General features: G+C 70.5%; 17 protein-coding genes. 15 read left to right on the forward strand and 2 right to left on the reverse strand.

The genetic code is table 11. The features are described 5' to 3' along the window. Nucleotides 1-166: 166 nt before the first annotated feature. From FB559_RS34980 to FB559_RS35005, 6 genes are all read left to right on the forward strand, one after another. Nucleotides 167-1,765: an ABC-F family ATP-binding cassette domain-containing protein gene (locus FB559_RS34980; RefSeq protein WP_141961195.1), complete on the forward strand. Its 1,599-nt coding sequence runs from the start codon at nucleotides 167-169 to the stop codon at nucleotides 1,763-1,765. Between the two features lie 126 nt (nucleotides 1,766-1,891). After that, nucleotides 1,892-2,104: a helix-turn-helix domain-containing protein gene (locus FB559_RS34985; protein ID WP_141961196.1), complete on the forward strand. Its 213-nt coding sequence runs from the start codon at nucleotides 1,892-1,894 to the stop codon at nucleotides 2,102-2,104. 158 nt (nucleotides 2,105-2,262) lie between these two features. Further along, nucleotides 2,263-3,042, forward strand: a complete 780-nt coding sequence (locus tag FB559_RS34990) for an enoyl-CoA hydratase/isomerase family protein (protein WP_141961197.1) — start codon at nucleotides 2,263-2,265, stop codon at nucleotides 3,040-3,042. Between the two features lie 570 nt (nucleotides 3,043-3,612). Continuing rightward, a complete protein-coding gene (locus FB559_RS34995) occupies nucleotides 3,613-5,520 on the forward strand; it encodes an ABC transporter ATP-binding protein (protein WP_141962125.1) in 1,908 nt (635 codons plus the stop codon). A 52-nt stretch (nucleotides 5,521-5,572) separates the two neighbouring features. Next, the gene (locus FB559_RS35000; protein ID WP_141961198.1) at nucleotides 5,573-6,040 is read left to right on the forward strand and encodes a hypothetical protein; all 468 of its coding nucleotides are present in this window, start codon (nucleotides 5,573-5,575) and stop codon (nucleotides 6,038-6,040) included. 45 nt (nucleotides 6,041-6,085) lie between these two features. Then, nucleotides 6,086-6,508 (forward strand): hypothetical protein, encoded by a 423-nt coding sequence (locus tag FB559_RS35005; RefSeq protein WP_141961199.1) that lies wholly within the window; start codon nucleotides 6,086-6,088, stop codon nucleotides 6,506-6,508. Between the two features lie 252 nt (nucleotides 6,509-6,760). Here FB559_RS35005 and FB559_RS35010 read toward each other — a convergent pair whose 3' ends face one another. Together FB559_RS35010 and FB559_RS35015 are read right to left on the reverse strand one after the other, a co-directional pair. Then, the gene (locus tag FB559_RS35010) at nucleotides 6,761-7,672 is read right to left on the reverse strand and encodes a sulfotransferase family protein (protein WP_141961200.1); all 912 of its coding nucleotides are present in this window, start codon (nucleotides 7,670-7,672) and stop codon (nucleotides 6,761-6,763) included. 41 nt (nucleotides 7,673-7,713) lie between these two features. After that, complete coding sequence (locus tag FB559_RS35015; RefSeq protein ID WP_141961201.1) at nucleotides 7,714-8,097, reverse strand: RidA family protein; 384 nt, start codon at nucleotides 8,095-8,097, stop codon at nucleotides 7,714-7,716. A 284-nt stretch (nucleotides 8,098-8,381) separates the two neighbouring features. Between FB559_RS35015 and FB559_RS35020 the strand changes: the two genes are divergently transcribed. From FB559_RS35020 to trxA, 9 genes are all read left to right on the forward strand, one after another. Next, nucleotides 8,382-9,347, forward strand: a complete 966-nt coding sequence (locus FB559_RS35020) for a thermonuclease family protein (protein WP_221640330.1) — start codon at nucleotides 8,382-8,384, stop codon at nucleotides 9,345-9,347. Between the two features lie 219 nt (nucleotides 9,348-9,566). Next, the gene (locus tag FB559_RS35025) at nucleotides 9,567-10,190 is read left to right on the forward strand and encodes a hypothetical protein (RefSeq protein ID WP_221640331.1); all 624 of its coding nucleotides are present in this window, start codon (nucleotides 9,567-9,569) and stop codon (nucleotides 10,188-10,190) included. A gap of 68 nt (nucleotides 10,191-10,258) precedes the next feature. Further along, nucleotides 10,259-11,494 carry an alanine racemase gene (locus FB559_RS35030; protein ID WP_246122324.1) on the forward strand — a complete coding sequence of 412 codons (1,236 nt, stop codon included), beginning with the start codon at nucleotides 10,259-10,261 and terminating at the stop codon, nucleotides 11,492-11,494. A gap of 65 nt (nucleotides 11,495-11,559) precedes the next feature. Next, complete coding sequence (locus FB559_RS35035; protein WP_141961203.1) at nucleotides 11,560-12,300, forward strand: SIR2 family NAD-dependent protein deacylase; 741 nt, start codon at nucleotides 11,560-11,562, stop codon at nucleotides 12,298-12,300. Nucleotides 12,301-12,391: 91 nt separating this feature from the next. After that, nucleotides 12,392-13,348 (forward strand): S66 peptidase family protein, encoded by a 957-nt coding sequence (locus tag FB559_RS35040; protein ID WP_141961204.1) that lies wholly within the window; start codon nucleotides 12,392-12,394, stop codon nucleotides 13,346-13,348. Beyond that, nucleotides 13,345-14,208 carry a hypothetical protein gene (locus tag FB559_RS35045; RefSeq protein WP_141961205.1) on the forward strand — a complete coding sequence of 288 codons (864 nt, stop codon included), beginning with the start codon at nucleotides 13,345-13,347 and terminating at the stop codon, nucleotides 14,206-14,208. Before FB559_RS35040 ends, FB559_RS35045 begins: the two co-directional genes overlap by 4 nt. Before the next feature lie 5 nt (nucleotides 14,209-14,213). Continuing rightward, nucleotides 14,214-14,588 (forward strand): hypothetical protein, encoded by a 375-nt coding sequence (locus FB559_RS35050; RefSeq protein WP_141961206.1) that lies wholly within the window; start codon nucleotides 14,214-14,216, stop codon nucleotides 14,586-14,588. 72 nt (nucleotides 14,589-14,660) lie between these two features. Further along, complete coding sequence (locus tag FB559_RS35055; RefSeq protein WP_246122327.1) at nucleotides 14,661-15,155, forward strand: MerR family transcriptional regulator; 495 nt, start codon at nucleotides 14,661-14,663, stop codon at nucleotides 15,153-15,155. Continuing rightward, nucleotides 15,037-15,351 (forward strand): thioredoxin, encoded by a 315-nt coding sequence (gene trxA, locus FB559_RS35060; RefSeq protein ID WP_141961207.1) that lies wholly within the window; start codon nucleotides 15,037-15,039, stop codon nucleotides 15,349-15,351. Before FB559_RS35055 ends, trxA begins: the two co-directional genes overlap by 119 nt. The last annotated feature ends 6 nt before the right edge of the window (nucleotides 15,352-15,357 follow it).

Here is a 15,357-nt window from a genome sequence, read left to right on the forward strand (position 1 = left end):
GGCGGCGGTCGTGATCACCGACGGGCTTCCCGTAGACTGGCCGCATGCTTGCGAGCTGATCAGGCGCTCCGAGGGCGCAGCCGGGCCACGTGATCCGCGGGCCACCGGCGGCGCCCTTTTCGTCGTCCGCAGTCGCCCCAGCCCGCCCCCCAGGAGCGTTTCCACCGTGATCACTGCCAAAGGCATCGAACTCCGAGCGGGCTCCCGCCTGCTCCTCGACGGCGCGTCGTTCCGCGTCAACCCGGGCGACCGGATCGGGCTCGTCGGCCGCAACGGCGCCGGCAAGACCACCCTCACGAGGATCCTCGCCGGCGAGGGACAGCCGGCCGCGGGCGAGGTGAACAGCTCGGGCACGGTCGGCTACCTGCCGCAGGACCCGCGTACCGGCGACCTCGACGTGCTCGCCCGCGACCGCATCCTGGCCGCGCGTGGCCTCGACGAGGTGATGAACGGGATGCGCGAGGCCGAGGAGCGCATGGCGACCGCCACCGGCGCCGAGCGCGACAAGGCCGTGCGCCGCTACGGCCGCCTCGAGGACCGGCTCCACGTGCTCGGCGGCTACGCCGCCGACGCCGAGGCCGCCTCGATCGCCTCCAGCCTCAGCCTGCCCGAGCGGGTGCTCGGGCAGCCGCTGCGCACCCTGTCCGGCGGCCAGCGACGCCGCGTCGAGCTCGCCCGGATCCTGTTCTCCGGCGCGGACACGCTGCTCCTCGACGAGCCCACCAACCACCTCGACGCCGACTCGATCACCTGGCTGCGCGACTTCCTCAAGACCCACCAGGGCGGCCTGATCGTGATCAGCCACGATGTCGGCCTGCTCGAGGCCGTGGTGAACAAGGTGTTCCACCTGGACGCCAACCGCTGCGTGATCGACCTGTACAACGTGGGCTGGAAAAAGTACCTGACCCAGCGCGAGACCGACGAGCGGCGCCGCAAGCGCGAGCGGGCCAACGCCGAACGGCAGGCGAACACCCTGCAGACGCAGGCCGACAAGATGCGCGCCAAGGCCACCAAGGCCAGGGCCGCCCAGCAGATGGAGCGCCGGGCACAGCGCCTGCTGTCGGGCGTGGAGGATGAGCGCCGCACTGACAAAGTGGCCAGGATTCGCTTCCCCGCGCCCGCTCCGTGTGGCAAAACGCCGCTCATGGCGCGAGCTTTGTCGAAATCGTACGGTTCGTTGGAAGTCTTCACGGATGTCGATCTGGCCGTCGACCGGGGCAGCCGCGTCGTCATCCTGGGCCTCAACGGCGCGGGCAAGACCACCCTGCTACGCCTGCTGGCAGGCGTCGAGAAGGCCGACACGGGGGAGCGGATCGACGGCCACGGGCTGCGCCTCGGCTACTACGCGCAGGAGCACGAGACACTCGACGTCGGCCGCTCGGTGCTGGAGAACATGCGCTCGGCAGCCCCTGACCTGCCCGAGGTCGAAGTACGCAAGATCCTCGGCTCGTTCCTGTTCTCCGGGGACGACGTCGACAAGCCCGCGGGCGTGCTCTCCGGTGGCGAGAAGACCCGGCTGGCACTGGCGACGCTCGTGGTCTCCAGCGCCAACGTCCTGCTCCTCGACGAGCCCACCAACAACCTCGATCCGGCGAGCCGGGACGAGATCCTCGCGGCCCTCCGCACCTATGCCGGAGCGATCGTTCTTGTGACCCACGATGAAGGTGCGGTCCAGGCGCTCCAACCGGAAAGAGTGATCTTGCTTCCCGATGGTGTAGAAGACATTTGGAGTGACGAATTTTCCGATCTCGTGGCACTTGCCTGACCTGCGACGCAGGCTCCGAGCAAGGAAGCAGATCTTTTCTGGCGTAGTGGGTAGCCGATCGCGCGTGAATGTCTGATCATGGCGGGGGATAACGCAGCGGTCACCACATCACTACGGGAGGTACTCGTGGCCGAGACCCTAAAGAAGGGCACCCGCGTGACCGGTGCCGAGAGAGACAAGTTGGCGGAGCAGCTTAAGAAACGCTACGACTCCGGTGAGAGCATCCGTGCGCTGGCTGCTGCCACCGGCCGGTCGTACGGGTTCATCCACCGCATCCTCACCGAGTCCGGCGTGAACCTGCGCGGACGTGGCGGAGCGACTCGCGGAAAGAAGTCCTGAGAAGCCGCCGTGCGGCCCTCGTGGCTTCACTGCCGTCTCTGACGCCTGCTCCCCTCTGCTCCGTGCGCCGTACCATCTGACGCTCGTCGTGCCCGACCCGTTAAGGTCGGGCACGGCGGCGGATCCGGACCGTCGCCTGGCGACCCGGAAGGACGGTCATGGCGGACGGCTCTGTCACTGATGCCGAATTCGAGCAGGCGGGCCTGCGCCTCACCGTCGACGGTGCCGTGGCCACGATCACGCTGGCCCGGCCCGAGAGGCGCAACGCGCTGACGTTCAGCACGTGGCGCGTACTGGCCCGGATCGGAGACACGCTCCCGGACGACGTCAGGGTGGTCGTCGTACGGGGTGAGGGTCCGGCGTTCTCGGCAGGCATCGACCTGCGGCTGTTCACCGCGGAGGGCGTCCCTGGGGAGGACGCCCTCGGCCCGCGCGACGAGGAGTTCATCCACGGGCTGCAGGCCGGTTACCTCTGGCTGCGCAGGCCCGGCATCGTCTCGATCGCCGCCGTCCAGGGGCACGCCATCGGCGGCGGCTTCCAGCTGGCCCTGTCCTGTGACCTGCGGGTGGTCGCGGACGATGTGAAGTTCGCGATGAAGGAGCCGGCGCTGGGCATCGTGCCGGACCTGTCCGGCACCAAGCCCCTGGTCGACATCGTCGGCGTGCCGCGGGCGCTCGAGCTCTGCCTGACCACGCGCACGGTCTTCGCCGAGGAGGCCGCCCGGCTCGGGCTGGCCGAGCTGGTGGTGCCCGTGGACGAGCTCGGCAAGGCGGTCGACGACCTGGTCGCGGCCATTCTCGCGATCCGGCCCAGCACCGCGGCGGCGACCAAGCGCCTGCTGCGCGCGGCACCGGACAACACGCTCGAGGAACAGGCCGCCGCCGAGCGTCGCGAACAGGTCGTCCTCCTGCGCGAGCACGCCGACGAACAGCGCTGACCCCCTCCACGCGCCTGGGTTCCCCCGCCCTGCGGCTCGGGTCTGTCTGAGAGCCATGCTGTTGCCGCGTGCCGCGTGCCGCGTGCCGCGTGCCGCGTGCCGCGTGCCGCGTGCCGCGTGCCGCGTGCCGCGTGCCGCGTGCCGCGTCGCGTGGGTGGCGCCTGCGCGACGCCTGGGTGCCGCCACCCCGGGGTTATCCACAGAATCCCGCTCTACTTTCGCCCGTCGCAGTTCTGGCTGGACAATGAGAGTGGGATGGCACCCCCGGGCGGGTGGGCTCCAGGGGGGTGGGCTCCAGGGGGGTGGGCTCCAGGGGGGTGGGCTTCACGACGGAGGGCTCCACGACGGGTGGGCTCCAGACAGGGCGCGGCCCAGACCGAGGACTTTGAGACAGGGCCTTAGGGTCCTAGGCCGTAAGGCCGTGCCTGGATCGGGCGGGGGGCGGGTGACGGCGCTCGTCCTCGTGGCGCAGGCTGGTCATGTCGGCGGGAATCGAGCGTGCCCCAAAAGCGTTGCTGTCGGCGTGCTTACATAATTACGCCTTAACTTCCGGGAGGAATCACCGTGGGAATGCCGGATAACGGCTGGATGGTGATGATGTCGTTCCGCCGTGACAACACGGTGGTCAGGGAACGCCTTAAGCCCGGGACGGTACGCCGCATCGCCGGCTACGCGCGCCCGTACGTCCGCGAGCTCGTGCTGTTCCTCGTGCTGAACGCGATCGCCGCGGTCGTCGTCGTGGCGAATCCGCTGCTGCTCAAGGCGATCATCGACCACGGCATCGTCCAGCACCGCAGCGGTCTGGTCATGACGCTGGCCATCATCGTCGGCGCGCTGGCGATCGTCGACGCGGCGCTCGGGCTCGTCCAGCGCTGGTACTCCTCGCGCATCGGTGAGGGGCTGATCTACGACCTGCGCACCCAGGTCTTCGACCACGTCCAGCGGATGCCGGTGGCGTTCTTCATGCGCGCCCAGACCGGTTCGCTGGTCAGCCGGCTCAACAGCGACGTCATCGGCGCGCAGCGCGCCCTCACGACCACCCTGTCCTCGGTCGTCTCCAACGTCATCAGCCTGATCCTCGTCCTGGTCACGATGCTCGTGCTCTCCTGGCAGGTCACGCTGATCGCGCTGGTCCTGCTGCCGATCTTCATCTTCCCGGCCAAGTGGGTCGGGAAGCGGCTGCAGAAGATCAGCCGGGAGCAGATGCAGCTGGACGCCGAGATGGGCTCGCTGATGACCGAGCGCTTCAACGTGGCCGGCGCGATGCTCGCCAAGCTGTACGGCCGCCCCGACGACGAGTCGACCATGTTCTCCGACCGCGCCGCGCGCGTGCGCGACATCGGTGTCATCGCCGGGATGTACGGCCGGGTCTTCTTCACCTCGCTCACTCTCGTCGCCTCACTGGCCACCGCGATGGTCTACGGCGTCGGCGGCTCGCTCGTCGCGAACGGCAGCTTCCAGCTCGGCACGCTCGTGGCACTGGCCACTCTGCTCACCCGCATGTACGGGCCGCTGACCGCGCTGTCCAACGTGCACGTCGACGTGATGACCGCGCTGGTCAGCTTCGACCGGGTCTTCGAGGTCCTGGACCTGCCGCCGATGGTCGCCGAGAAGCCGGATGCCAAGCCGCTGCCCGCCACCGAAGACGCGCCCGCCGTGGAGTTCGACGACGTCGTCTTCAGCTATCCGGCCGCCAGCGAGGTCTCGCTGGCCTCGCTGGAGTCCATCGCCCGTACCGACACGGCGCCCAGCCGCGAGGTCCTGCACGGGGTGGACTTCCGCGTCGACCCGGGCGGCATGACCGCGCTCGTCGGGCCGTCCGGGGCCGGGAAGACCACCATCACCCAGCTCGTGTCCCGGCTCTACGACGTGTCCGGCGGCGCCGTGCGCATCGGCGGGCAGGACGTGCGCGACGCGACGCTGGAGTCGCTGCGCGGGGCCATCGGCGTGGTGACCCAGGACGCCCACCTGTTCCACGACACGATCCGCGCCAACCTGGTCTACGCGCGGCCGGACGCGACCGACGAGGAGCTGACCGAGGCGCTGCGGGCGGCACAGATCGGGGATCTGGTCCAGGACATGCCCGACGGCCTGGACACCGTCGTGGGCGACCGCGGCTACCGGCTGTCCGGCGGCGAGAAGCAGCGGCTGGCGATCGCCCGGCTGCTGCTCAAGGAGCCTTCGGTCGTCGTGCTCGACGAGGCGACCGCGCACCTGGATTCGGAGTCCGAGGCCGCCGTGCAGCGCGCGCTGAGGACGGCGCTGGCGGGACGTACCTCGATCGTCATCGCGCACCGGCTGTCCACGATCCGCGAGGCCGACCAGATCCTCGTCATCGACGACGGCCGTGTCGTCGAGCGGGGCCGACACGAGGAACTCCTCGACCGCGGCGGGCTGTACGCCGAGCTCTACCACACGCAGTTCGCCACCCAGGCTCAGCAGGTCGACGCGGTGTCCGCCGCGGTCCCGCAGGCGTGAGGGGCGGAGACCGGGAGGAGTGAGGCGGACGGGGCACGGGTAGACCCAGCGTGTGAGCACTGCGTATATCACCCGAATGCGCTGGGTGATCGTCGCCGTGTCATTCGCCTGCGCGAGCGGTCTCGTCTTGACGGGGACACGGGCCGGCGCGGACCCGGACCACGCCGGCCGCGCCCGGGTGTTCGGGCTGGCCGAAGCCGACACCGGCTCACGCGTGCTGTTCGCACCGGCCCGCAGGGTCCAGCCCGGGGGACCTGAGACGGTACGACCCGTCGGTGCCGGGCGCTACACGCCGCTGACGTTCGCGCCCGGAGCGATGATCAGGGCGTCGGCGCCGGTCGTCGACGACGGCGTGACCGACTACGTACGCGGCATCAGGCTGACTCCGGAACAGCTCAACGAGGGCCTGCGAAAACTGCAACGGCGGCTTCATCCGCTCCCGGACCGCGTCCACATGTTCGAGCTGTGGTTCGACGACCAGGGCCGGATCGCCGGTATGCAGCACTACTTCAGTCCCTGATCCGGGACCTGGAGTCGGCGGGACCAGATCGAATCGGGGGATCCTATGAATCGTCAGCTCATCCTGACGGGCGCCGCTCTGAGCGCCGCCGTCGCGTTCACCGGATGTGGCGGGGGCAAGAAGGCCGCCACCGTCGCCCAGAGCGCCTCCGCCAAGGCCCGGCACCACACTCCCGCCGCGACGCGCGCGCCTGCCGCCACGGCGACCGTCGGCGGCACCGTACGCGTCGGCGGCTTCTGCAAGGCCACCGGAACGGTCGGCAGGACTTCCAGCGGGACCATGGCGCGCTGTGTCAAGCGTCCGGGTGACGCACGTGCGCGCTGGTATTCCCAGGGGCCGTCGAGCGGTGTGGCGCGTGCGGGGCAGTTCTGCACGAAGGCCGGTACGAAGGCGACGACGTCGTCGGGCGCCAAGCTGACCTGTACGAAGAAGGCCGGAGAGACCCGGCCGCGCTGGCGTACGAAGTAACACCAAGATCCGTGTCCGCCGGGCGTATCGCGTCCGCCCGGCGGACTTTACTCAGACGCATTCTCGATTCCACACGACTGTCGCACGCCCGGATGACCCTGGACCACGGCAGGCGATTTTCTCAACCGCGGAGCTGGATGCCATGAACACGAAGCACGGGCTGCGGCGGTTCGCCGCTCTCCTGGTCGGTTGCGGCGCGGCCGGACTGGTGATCGGCTGGAGCTACGCCGAGCGACCCTAGATCGATGGGACTCATTCGCGCCCGCTGGGCCGGTAGCCCAGCCGGCGGAGCTCGGCGCCGGCGATCTTCTCGACCTGGGTGACCTGCTTGAGCGTGAGGTGCTCCTGCCACATGCCGATGTCGTCGTCGCCCACGCCGTGCAGGGCGCTCTTCGCGATCCGCTGCCCGAGATAATCAGACATGTCGCCCAGGCTCTCCCGGGTGCGCGTCACCAGGTCCTCGTAGCGGACGGTGAGCAGCTGCTCCTCGGGGATCTGCGCGCGGAGCTTGGCGCTCAGCCGGATCGACCCACGCCAGCGCAGCGCGCACTTGACCGCGACGCCCGCGCGCGGCCACCGCATGCGCTCGGTGGTGTCCTCGACGCCGAGGAAGGCGTTGGGGAACACCTCGTCGAGGTTGGCGAAGCCGGGCCGGAACCAGGCCAGGCAGCGCTCGTCGGTGAGCATGCCGGCGACGACGTCCCGGCCGTCGCGGATCACCTGGATCAGCTGGGCGTCCGGAAACGCGTCCAGGATGACGTCGGCGCTGTAGATCAGATCGGGCGTGGCGTCGGCGAACCGCTGGATGCCGCGCGGGTCGGCGCAGGTGCCGTCGGGACCCATCCGGCCGAGGTCGCGGCACTGCGCGGGGCACTCGCCGCACGCGTCGGGCGTGACCTGCCAGCTCTGTGCGTACGCGTCGCGCATCACCCGGGCGGCGCCGGCTCCGCGCTCGGTCGCGATCGAGGGACGGCGGGCGAACGCGTAGACGGTACGCACCACGTTGGGGCGGCCCATCGTCAGATGGAACGCCGCCGACTGCCTGATGGCGCGCGCCACCAGGTCCGTACCCGAATGGGGTGCGCCGAGCAGGAAGACCGGGCGCCGGACCTTGGTGCCGTTGACCACCAGGATGTGGGGGGACGTCGAGCGCGTGGGTGTCACCAGCGTGTCACCTCGGATGGATCATCTCGCGGGGGCGGTCGTCAGCCGACGACCGCGAGCGCGTCGATCTCGACGAGCAGACCCTCGGCCAGTCCGACGAACACCGTGGTACGCGCCGGATAGGGCTCGCTGACGAACTTTTCATAGACCGCGTTCATCTCCGCGAAGTCCTCCTTGCGGGTGAGGTAAACGCGCAGCATCACGACGTCGTCGAAACCGGATCCGGCCTCTTCCAGCACCGCCTGGACGTTCTGCAGCGCCTGCTGGGTCTGCTCGCCCACGGTCTCGCCGACGATCAGTCCCGTGGAGGGCTCAACGGGCACCTGACCTGCGACCTGAAGGATGCCGCCCTTGCGGACGCCCTGGCTGTAGGCCGCCGCCGGCGGGGGCGCCTTGGCGGTACGGATCGCGATCTTGTCACTCATGCGGGCTTCTCATCTCCGGGTGTCCGGCCGCACGGCCGCGGCACCGTCGACAGTCTTAGAGGGATGGTACTGACTTCGAGCGTCGAATGGTCACGCCGGGGCGATCCGGAAGCGACTCACCTGCGCGAACAATCAGGCGGCCCGATTCGTCCCGTGACCGAAACGTGGCCCGGTGCGCCGAAGGTCGTCCGCGACGCCGCTCCGCCCCGACCGCGTTCCACCCTGCCGCCGGGCAGAGCAGACCTTTGCCAGGCGCTGACCTGCGGGTGCGGGCTCGTGCGCACGTGCACTGGTTGACTCGGCCGGATCGCAGGCGCCGGCGTTCGCAGGCCGGCGCGGGGGCACGTGCGCTGCGCCGTTTCGACGCCGCGCTGAGGGGGGCGATGATGCCGCTACGACTGATCAAGGGCCGGTACCGGATCCTGCACAGCCAGCCCGATGGCGACTCGGTCCATTTCTTTCCCGACGACGCCGAGGCGTTCGCGAAACTGAGGGTCAGGGCCCACCTCAGCGCGGCCGGCAGCGTACAGCTGCGCCTCGACGCCATCGACGCGCTGGAGACCCACTACACGCCCCGCGCCCACGGGGGCTTCACCCAGCACCAGCCGCTCGCGCTGGCGCACGCTCCCGCCGACCGGCTGCTGAGCCTGCTGGGCTTCGGCGACGTCAAGCGCGACCGCGAGACCGTCGTCAGCGCCACGCCGGACGAGACGCCCGGCTACATCCTGACCCGTTTCGCCGACAAGTACGGCCGGCCGGTCGCCTTCGCATACGCGGGCACCGCCGACCAGGCCGACCTCGGGCAGGTCCAGGTCACCGCGGCGATGCTGCGCGAGAGCGTGAACCACCGGCTGCTCGCCGAGGGGCTGGTGTACCCGACCTTCTACAGCAAGCTGTATCCCGACCTGCGCGCCGAGCTGACCGCCGTCTCCCAGGCCGCGCGTACCGCGGGCAACGGCGTGTGGGCCGGGGACGCCACCACCAGCGGAGCCACGATCACCAGCCTCGCCGACCTGGACGACCACGTGGTCATCCTGCCGAAGCTGTTCCGCCGCCTCGTCGACTATCTGGCGCTGGGCGCGGGTGACGTCTCTCTCGACCGTTTCACGTCGTTCCTGGCCACGAGGAACGACCGGTTGTTCGTCATCTCCGAGGCGCACGCCACGGGCATGGACACCATCACCGCCGTCGCCGGGCAGAAGCTGCGGCTCACCCACCCGCCCGAGGACCTCATCTTCCTGGAGGCCTGAGGCACGTCCGGCGGAGCGGCATGACCATCCTGCCGCTCCACTCCCTGTACGGAAGGCGGCCGGCGGGTGCTCGACGCCGCCGGCCGCCTGCGCGCCACCGGCCATGAGGTGGTGGTCCCCGATCGACCTCACGTCGGGCAGTATGTCGGGCGATGCGGATCACATCTCTGATGTCCGGACGCGGTCGGCGCACCGCCGGAAGGCGCTCTCAAGGGCCAAGTGGACAGGGTGAGGACGACGACGCTGCGCGCTGATCTGACCGTGTTGCTGGCCGGTGCGGGCATCGTCGACGTGGACGTCGACGAGGCCGTCGAGGACGAGCACGTGCGCTCGGCCGCATATCGCCAGGTGATCGCGGTCGTGGCCGCCGCGCGGCGCCGTGACGACGATCGCGCGGTCGTTTCGGTGATCCTGCGTGACCCCGAGGAGCTGGTGTCCAAGGCGGCGGTCGTCGAACTCGTGGACAGGGTCGCGATGAGGACGGCCGACCCGGCCGATTTCCGGCAGTGGGCGACCGGGCTGATGCCGGAGGTGGATCGGCTCACGACGGATGGGCATCGCGGGTTCCTGCACCGTCGTGTCCATGACTGGACGACCTACCTGACCGTCATGGCCGGCCGCACTCCGGCCGCCGCCGAGCTGGCAGGCGTCACGGACTGGATGCAACGCCGTATCGCCGAGGAGTCGACGTCCCTGCCCGTACTCGCCATGCTCACCGAGACGGGCAGCACGAAGAAGACACGGAACATCGCACGAAACCGTGCGCGAAGCCGCGCGGTGAGAGACGCCCTGAGCGCGGACCCCGGCTGTGGCGGCCCGCGACCCGGTACGTCTCTCCCGTAGGCGGAGGGATTAGCGTGGCCTGACGCCGTTCGCGGCCGAGCGGGCGGGTGCCGGGTGAGGCGGTGGTCGTGGTGGATGCCGATGCGTTGCGCAGGCTGGGCGACGAGCGGATCGACTGGAGATTCAAGGGGATGCCGGCCGACGCCGACGGCATGACCGTCGCCGAGCTGGCCGCCGAGCGGCGGAACCTGTTCGACGGTGGTTTCCACCCACCGCTGGTCGTCCTGGACGCCGGTGCCCTCGAACACAACCTGACGACGATGCGCGACTGGTGCGAGCGCCACGGAGTCCTGCTCGCGCCGCACGGCAAGACCACGATGGCGCCGCAGCTGTACGCGCGCCAGCTGGAGCTCGGCGCCTGGGGCATCAGCGTCGCCAACTTCGCCCAGCTCCGCGTCGCACGCGCCTTCGGCGTCCGGCGCGTCCTGGTGGCCAACGAGCTCCTCGACCCGGCGGGGCTGGTTTGGGTGGCGGGTGAGCTCGCCCGCGACCCGGAGTTCCACTTGCTGTGCTTCGCCGACTCGGTACGCGGCGTGGAGCTCATGGCGGCCGCGCTCCGCGGCTCCGTACGGCCCGTGGACATCCTCGTGGAGCTCGGCGCGTCCGGCGGGCGTGCCGGCGTGCGCGACGTGGCCACCGCCGAGGCCGTCGCCGCCGCCGTCGGCGCGGCGCCCGAGCTGCGCCTCGCCGGAGTCGCCGGCTACGAGGGCGCCGTCGGGCACGGGACGACACCGGAGAGCCTGGCCACGGTCGACCGTTACCTGCGCGACCTGCGCGCACTGGCGGAGCGCCTCGACCTGCCCGGCGACGCCATCCTGAGCGCGGGCGGCAGCGCCTTCTTCGACCAGGTCGCGGACGTCTTCGACGGCACACGTACGGTACTGCGCAGCGGCGCGTACATCACCCACGATGACGGCTTCTACCGCGACGTCTCCCCGCTCGGCCGTACCGAGGGCCCGTCCTTCGTGTCCGCGCTGCACGCCTGGGCCCAGGTGACCTCCCATCCCGAGCCCGGCCTGGCGCTGCTCACCCTGGGCCGCCGCGACGTCTCCTTCGACCAGGGCCTGCCCGAGCCGCACACCGTACGCCACGCCGACGGCACCCGCTCACCCGCGACGGACAGCCGGCTGACCGAGCTCAACGACCAGCACGCGTTCCTCAAGCTCGGCCCGGACACGAAGGCGGAGGTCGGGGACTGGGTGGACTGCGGGCCGTCCCACCCGTGCACGGTCTTCGACAAGTGGCAGCTCCTGCCGGTCGTGGACGGCGAGACGGTGGTGGACCTGATCCGCACCTGGTTCTGATCACGCCACGCGCGGCCGGCCGGACGGTCCGGTCGGCGTGGGGACGGGGGATTAGGCTGGTGATCATGATCGGCGAATGGCTGCGGGACGCGAGTGCGGTCACCGTGCTCACGGGGGCGGGCATCAGCACCGAGAGCGGCATTCCCGACTTCCGCGGCCCGCAGGGTGTCTGGACGAAGGACCCGAGGGCCGCGGCGATGGCCACGATCGACGTCTACCTCACCGACCCCGAGGTACGCCGCCGCTCGTGGCGTTCACGCCGCGACCACCCGGCCTGGGGCGCGGAGCCGAACGCCGGGCACCGGGCGCTCGTCGACCTTGAAAGGTCCGGGCGGCTGCGCGCGATCATCACCCAGAACATCGACGGGCTCCACCAGAAGGCCGGTTCGGATCCCGGTCTGGTCATCGAGGTGCACGGCACCATGCTCGACGCCGAATGCCTCGTCTGCGGGCTGCGCACACCCATGCCGGAGGTCCTCACCCGCGTCGACCTCGGTGAGGACGACCCGCCGTGCCTGACGTGCGGCGGCATCCAGAAGTCCGCGACGATCTCGTTCGGGCAGGAGCTGAGGCCGGAGGTGTTCGCCGCCGCGGAGCGGGCGGCACGTGACTGCGACCTGTTTTTCGCGGTGGGGTCCTCGCTCGGCGTGCAGCCCGCCGCGGGCCTCTGTCTGGAGGCCGTCGAGCGTGGCGCGCGCCTCGTCATCATCAACGCGCAGGAGACGCCCTACGATCGTCTCGCCGACGCCATCGTACGGGAGCCGATCGGCCAGGCCCTTCCGACATTCGTGTCAGAAGCCTGTTGACGGCGAATTCCAAGCGTGTGGTTTATGACCTCTTCCGTTGCGGGGGCTCTAGGTGTCATGCTCTGACCGACCACATAACAAGGAGAGTTCGATGGGTGACCCCGGGGACGAGGGACTCCCCTCCCTGCGTGAGGGGGACAGGGTCGCCGTCATCGCCCCGAGCGGTCCAGCCGATCCGGCCCGGCTCGAGCGCGGCAGTGCCGTGCTGCGAGGCCTGGGGTTCGAGGTCGGCGTCGGCAAGCACGCGCTCGACCACAACCCGTCCGGGCTCACCTACCTCGCCGGATCCGACGCCGATCGGGCCGCGGACCTTCAGGCCGCCTGGTGCGACCCGCGGATCTCCGCGGTGTTCTGCGCGCGCGGCGGCTACGGCGCCACCCGCGTTCTGGACCATCTCGACTGGACCGCCCTGGGAGACGCCCGGCCGAAGCTCCTGCACGGGTCCAGCGACATCACCGCCCTGCACGCGGCGTTCGGCCGGCGGCTGTCCGTGCCGACCTCGTTCGGGCCGATGGTCACCTTTCTCGCCGACCGCGGTGCGGAGGAGCTCGCCCACCTGCGCGATGGCCTGTCCGGCACGGGGCCGTCGGTGGAGGGGACACACGCGCTGCGGGGCGGACGGGCCCGTGGCGTGCTGACCGGCGGAAACCTCGCCCTGCTCGTCTCGCTGCTCGGCACCCCATACGCCCCGGAGCCGGCCGCGGGCAGGATCGTGTTCCTGGAAGACGTGAACGAAGCGCCGTACCGCGTCGACCGCATGCTCACCCAGCTGCTGCAGGCGGGTTACTTCGAGGACGTCGCCGGGATCGTCCTCGGCACCTGGACCGGCTGCGGTGATCTCGAGGCGGTCTTCGCGGACCGCCTCACTCCGATCGGCGTGCCGGTCCTCGCCGGCGTACCGGTCGGACACGGTCCTCGTCAGCTCACGATCCGGCTCGGCGCCGGCGCGGAGCTCGACGCGGACGCACTGGTGCTCGTCCCGAGCACGGGGGGAGGCCCGGTACGGCGGACGCCGCCGTACGGGCCCGCAAGCGAGGAGACGCCGTGACCACCTTCGAGAGGCGTGACCGCAGGCACACCGCGGCCGACGGCTCCGACCCCGCGCTGGACTCGCTCGTCGTGCTGGTCGCCGAGAGCCATGGGTACGGCTGCCGTCCCGTACCCGGCGACGTGATGCTGCTGGACGGCCCGCAGCGCCTGCACATCGGCATGCGCAACCTCCGCCAGCTCGCCCGCCAGGTCCCGCGCGACGACTGGCCCGCGCTGGTCGCGGACCACGTCGGCACGATCATCACCGCCATCGAGGAGCCGCTCGACCTGAGCGACTTCCCCCTCGTACGCGGCCTGCTGCGCTCGCGCGTCTATCCGGTCGAGGCCCGCACCGGCCGGCTCATCTCCCGCCCGTTCGCCCCCGGTCTGATCGAGGCGATCGTCGCCGACACGCCCACGACCGTGCGCACCGTCGTCACCGACGACGCGGCCACCTGGCCGGTGACCACCAACGAGCTGTTCGCGGTGGGCCGCGAGGGTGTGCGCGCCGACGGCCCGCTCGAGTGCGACGTCATCGACGACACCGGCATCCGCGTGCTCGAGGGCTCGACGTTCTACGCCGCCACCCATCTCGTCTGGCTCGAGTCCTACCTCGACCCCGAGCCGCACGGCGCACTCGCGGTCGCGCCGACCCGGAGCACCATCGCCGCCTGCCCGATCCGCAGGGACACCGCGCAGATCACCGCGGAGCGGCTGCGCGCCTTCGCGGCCGACGCACACGAGGACGGACCCGGGTCGCTGACGCCGGACCTGTTCTGGTGGCGCCGCGGCACCCTGACCCTGCTGGAGCGCGCGAACACCGGCCAGGGCTCGCTGCCCGCCGACTTCCTGCGCTTCGTCGAGTCCCTGCCCCGCTGAGCCCGATGTGGTCCGGTGACCTCGGGAAGGCCGTCGGGAGCGCCGTCCTGGCGCTGTTGGTCGCGGGGATCGCCGGCTGTGCCCACGGCGACGGAGGACACCCGGTCTCCGCACGGATCAGCGGAAAGGTCGAGCAGTCCGGCGGACGATATCCGGGCATCCACTCCCCTCCGCGGTGGATCGACGTGCGCGTGACCGACGCCGCACGGGCGCCGGTCGGGGAGGAGTCCGGCAACAGGAGCGCCTTTTCGATCGTGTTGTCCAAGGGCGACTATCAGGTGAGCGTTCGCGACGAAGCAGGGGTATGCGGCCGGCCGCAGGACGTCGCGGTGCACTCGAGCAAGAGCATCGCCCTGGGCTTCTTCTGCCCGATCAAATAGCCCGGACCGGGCTTGACCTTCACACCCACGTCAAGGGTTAGCTTCTGAGTCGGCCACAGATCAGGAGGACCGATGCGGATCGGGGAGCTGGCGACGCGTACCGGTGTCAGCACGCGCTCGCTGCGCTACTACGAGGAGCAGGGTCTCCTCCCGGCGCGGCGTGCGGACAACGGCTACCGGGAGTACGACGAGTCGGACCTGCGGCTGGTCGCGGAGATCCGCGCGCTGCTCGCCGCCGGGTTCTCCCTGGAGGACTCCCGGCCGTTCGTGGACTGCCTGCGGGCGGGTCACGAGGAGGGCGGCTCCTGCCCGGAGTCGGTCGCGGTGTACCGGCGCAAGCTCGCGCAGATCGACGCGGAGGTCCACGCCCTGATCCGGCAACGTGCCGAGGTGGCCGAGCAGCTGGCACGTTTCTGTCCCGGCTGCGTGCTGTCCACGGAGGGAAGAAATGATCGAACTGACGACCGAGAACTTCGACGCGGAGGTGCTCCACTCGGACCGCCCGGTCCTCGTCGACTTCTGGGCCGAGTGGTGCCCACCGTGCCGGATGATCGCGCCGATCCTTGACGAGGTCGAGGCGGAGTACGGCGACCGCCTGACCATCGCCAAGATCAACGGCGACCTGCACCCGGAGATCGCGCAGAGGTACCAGGTGCTGGGCTATCCCACACTCAACCTCTACCGCGACGGCGAGGTGGTCCACCAGATCATCGGCGCCAAGCCCAAGCGCGCGCTGAAGGCCGACCTGGACGCCCACCTCTGAGCCGGG

This window comes from Actinoallomurus bryophytorum (assembly GCF_006716425.1).
In the GTDB taxonomy this organism is placed as follows: domain Bacteria; phylum Actinomycetota; class Actinomycetes; order Streptosporangiales; family Streptosporangiaceae; genus Actinoallomurus; species Actinoallomurus bryophytorum.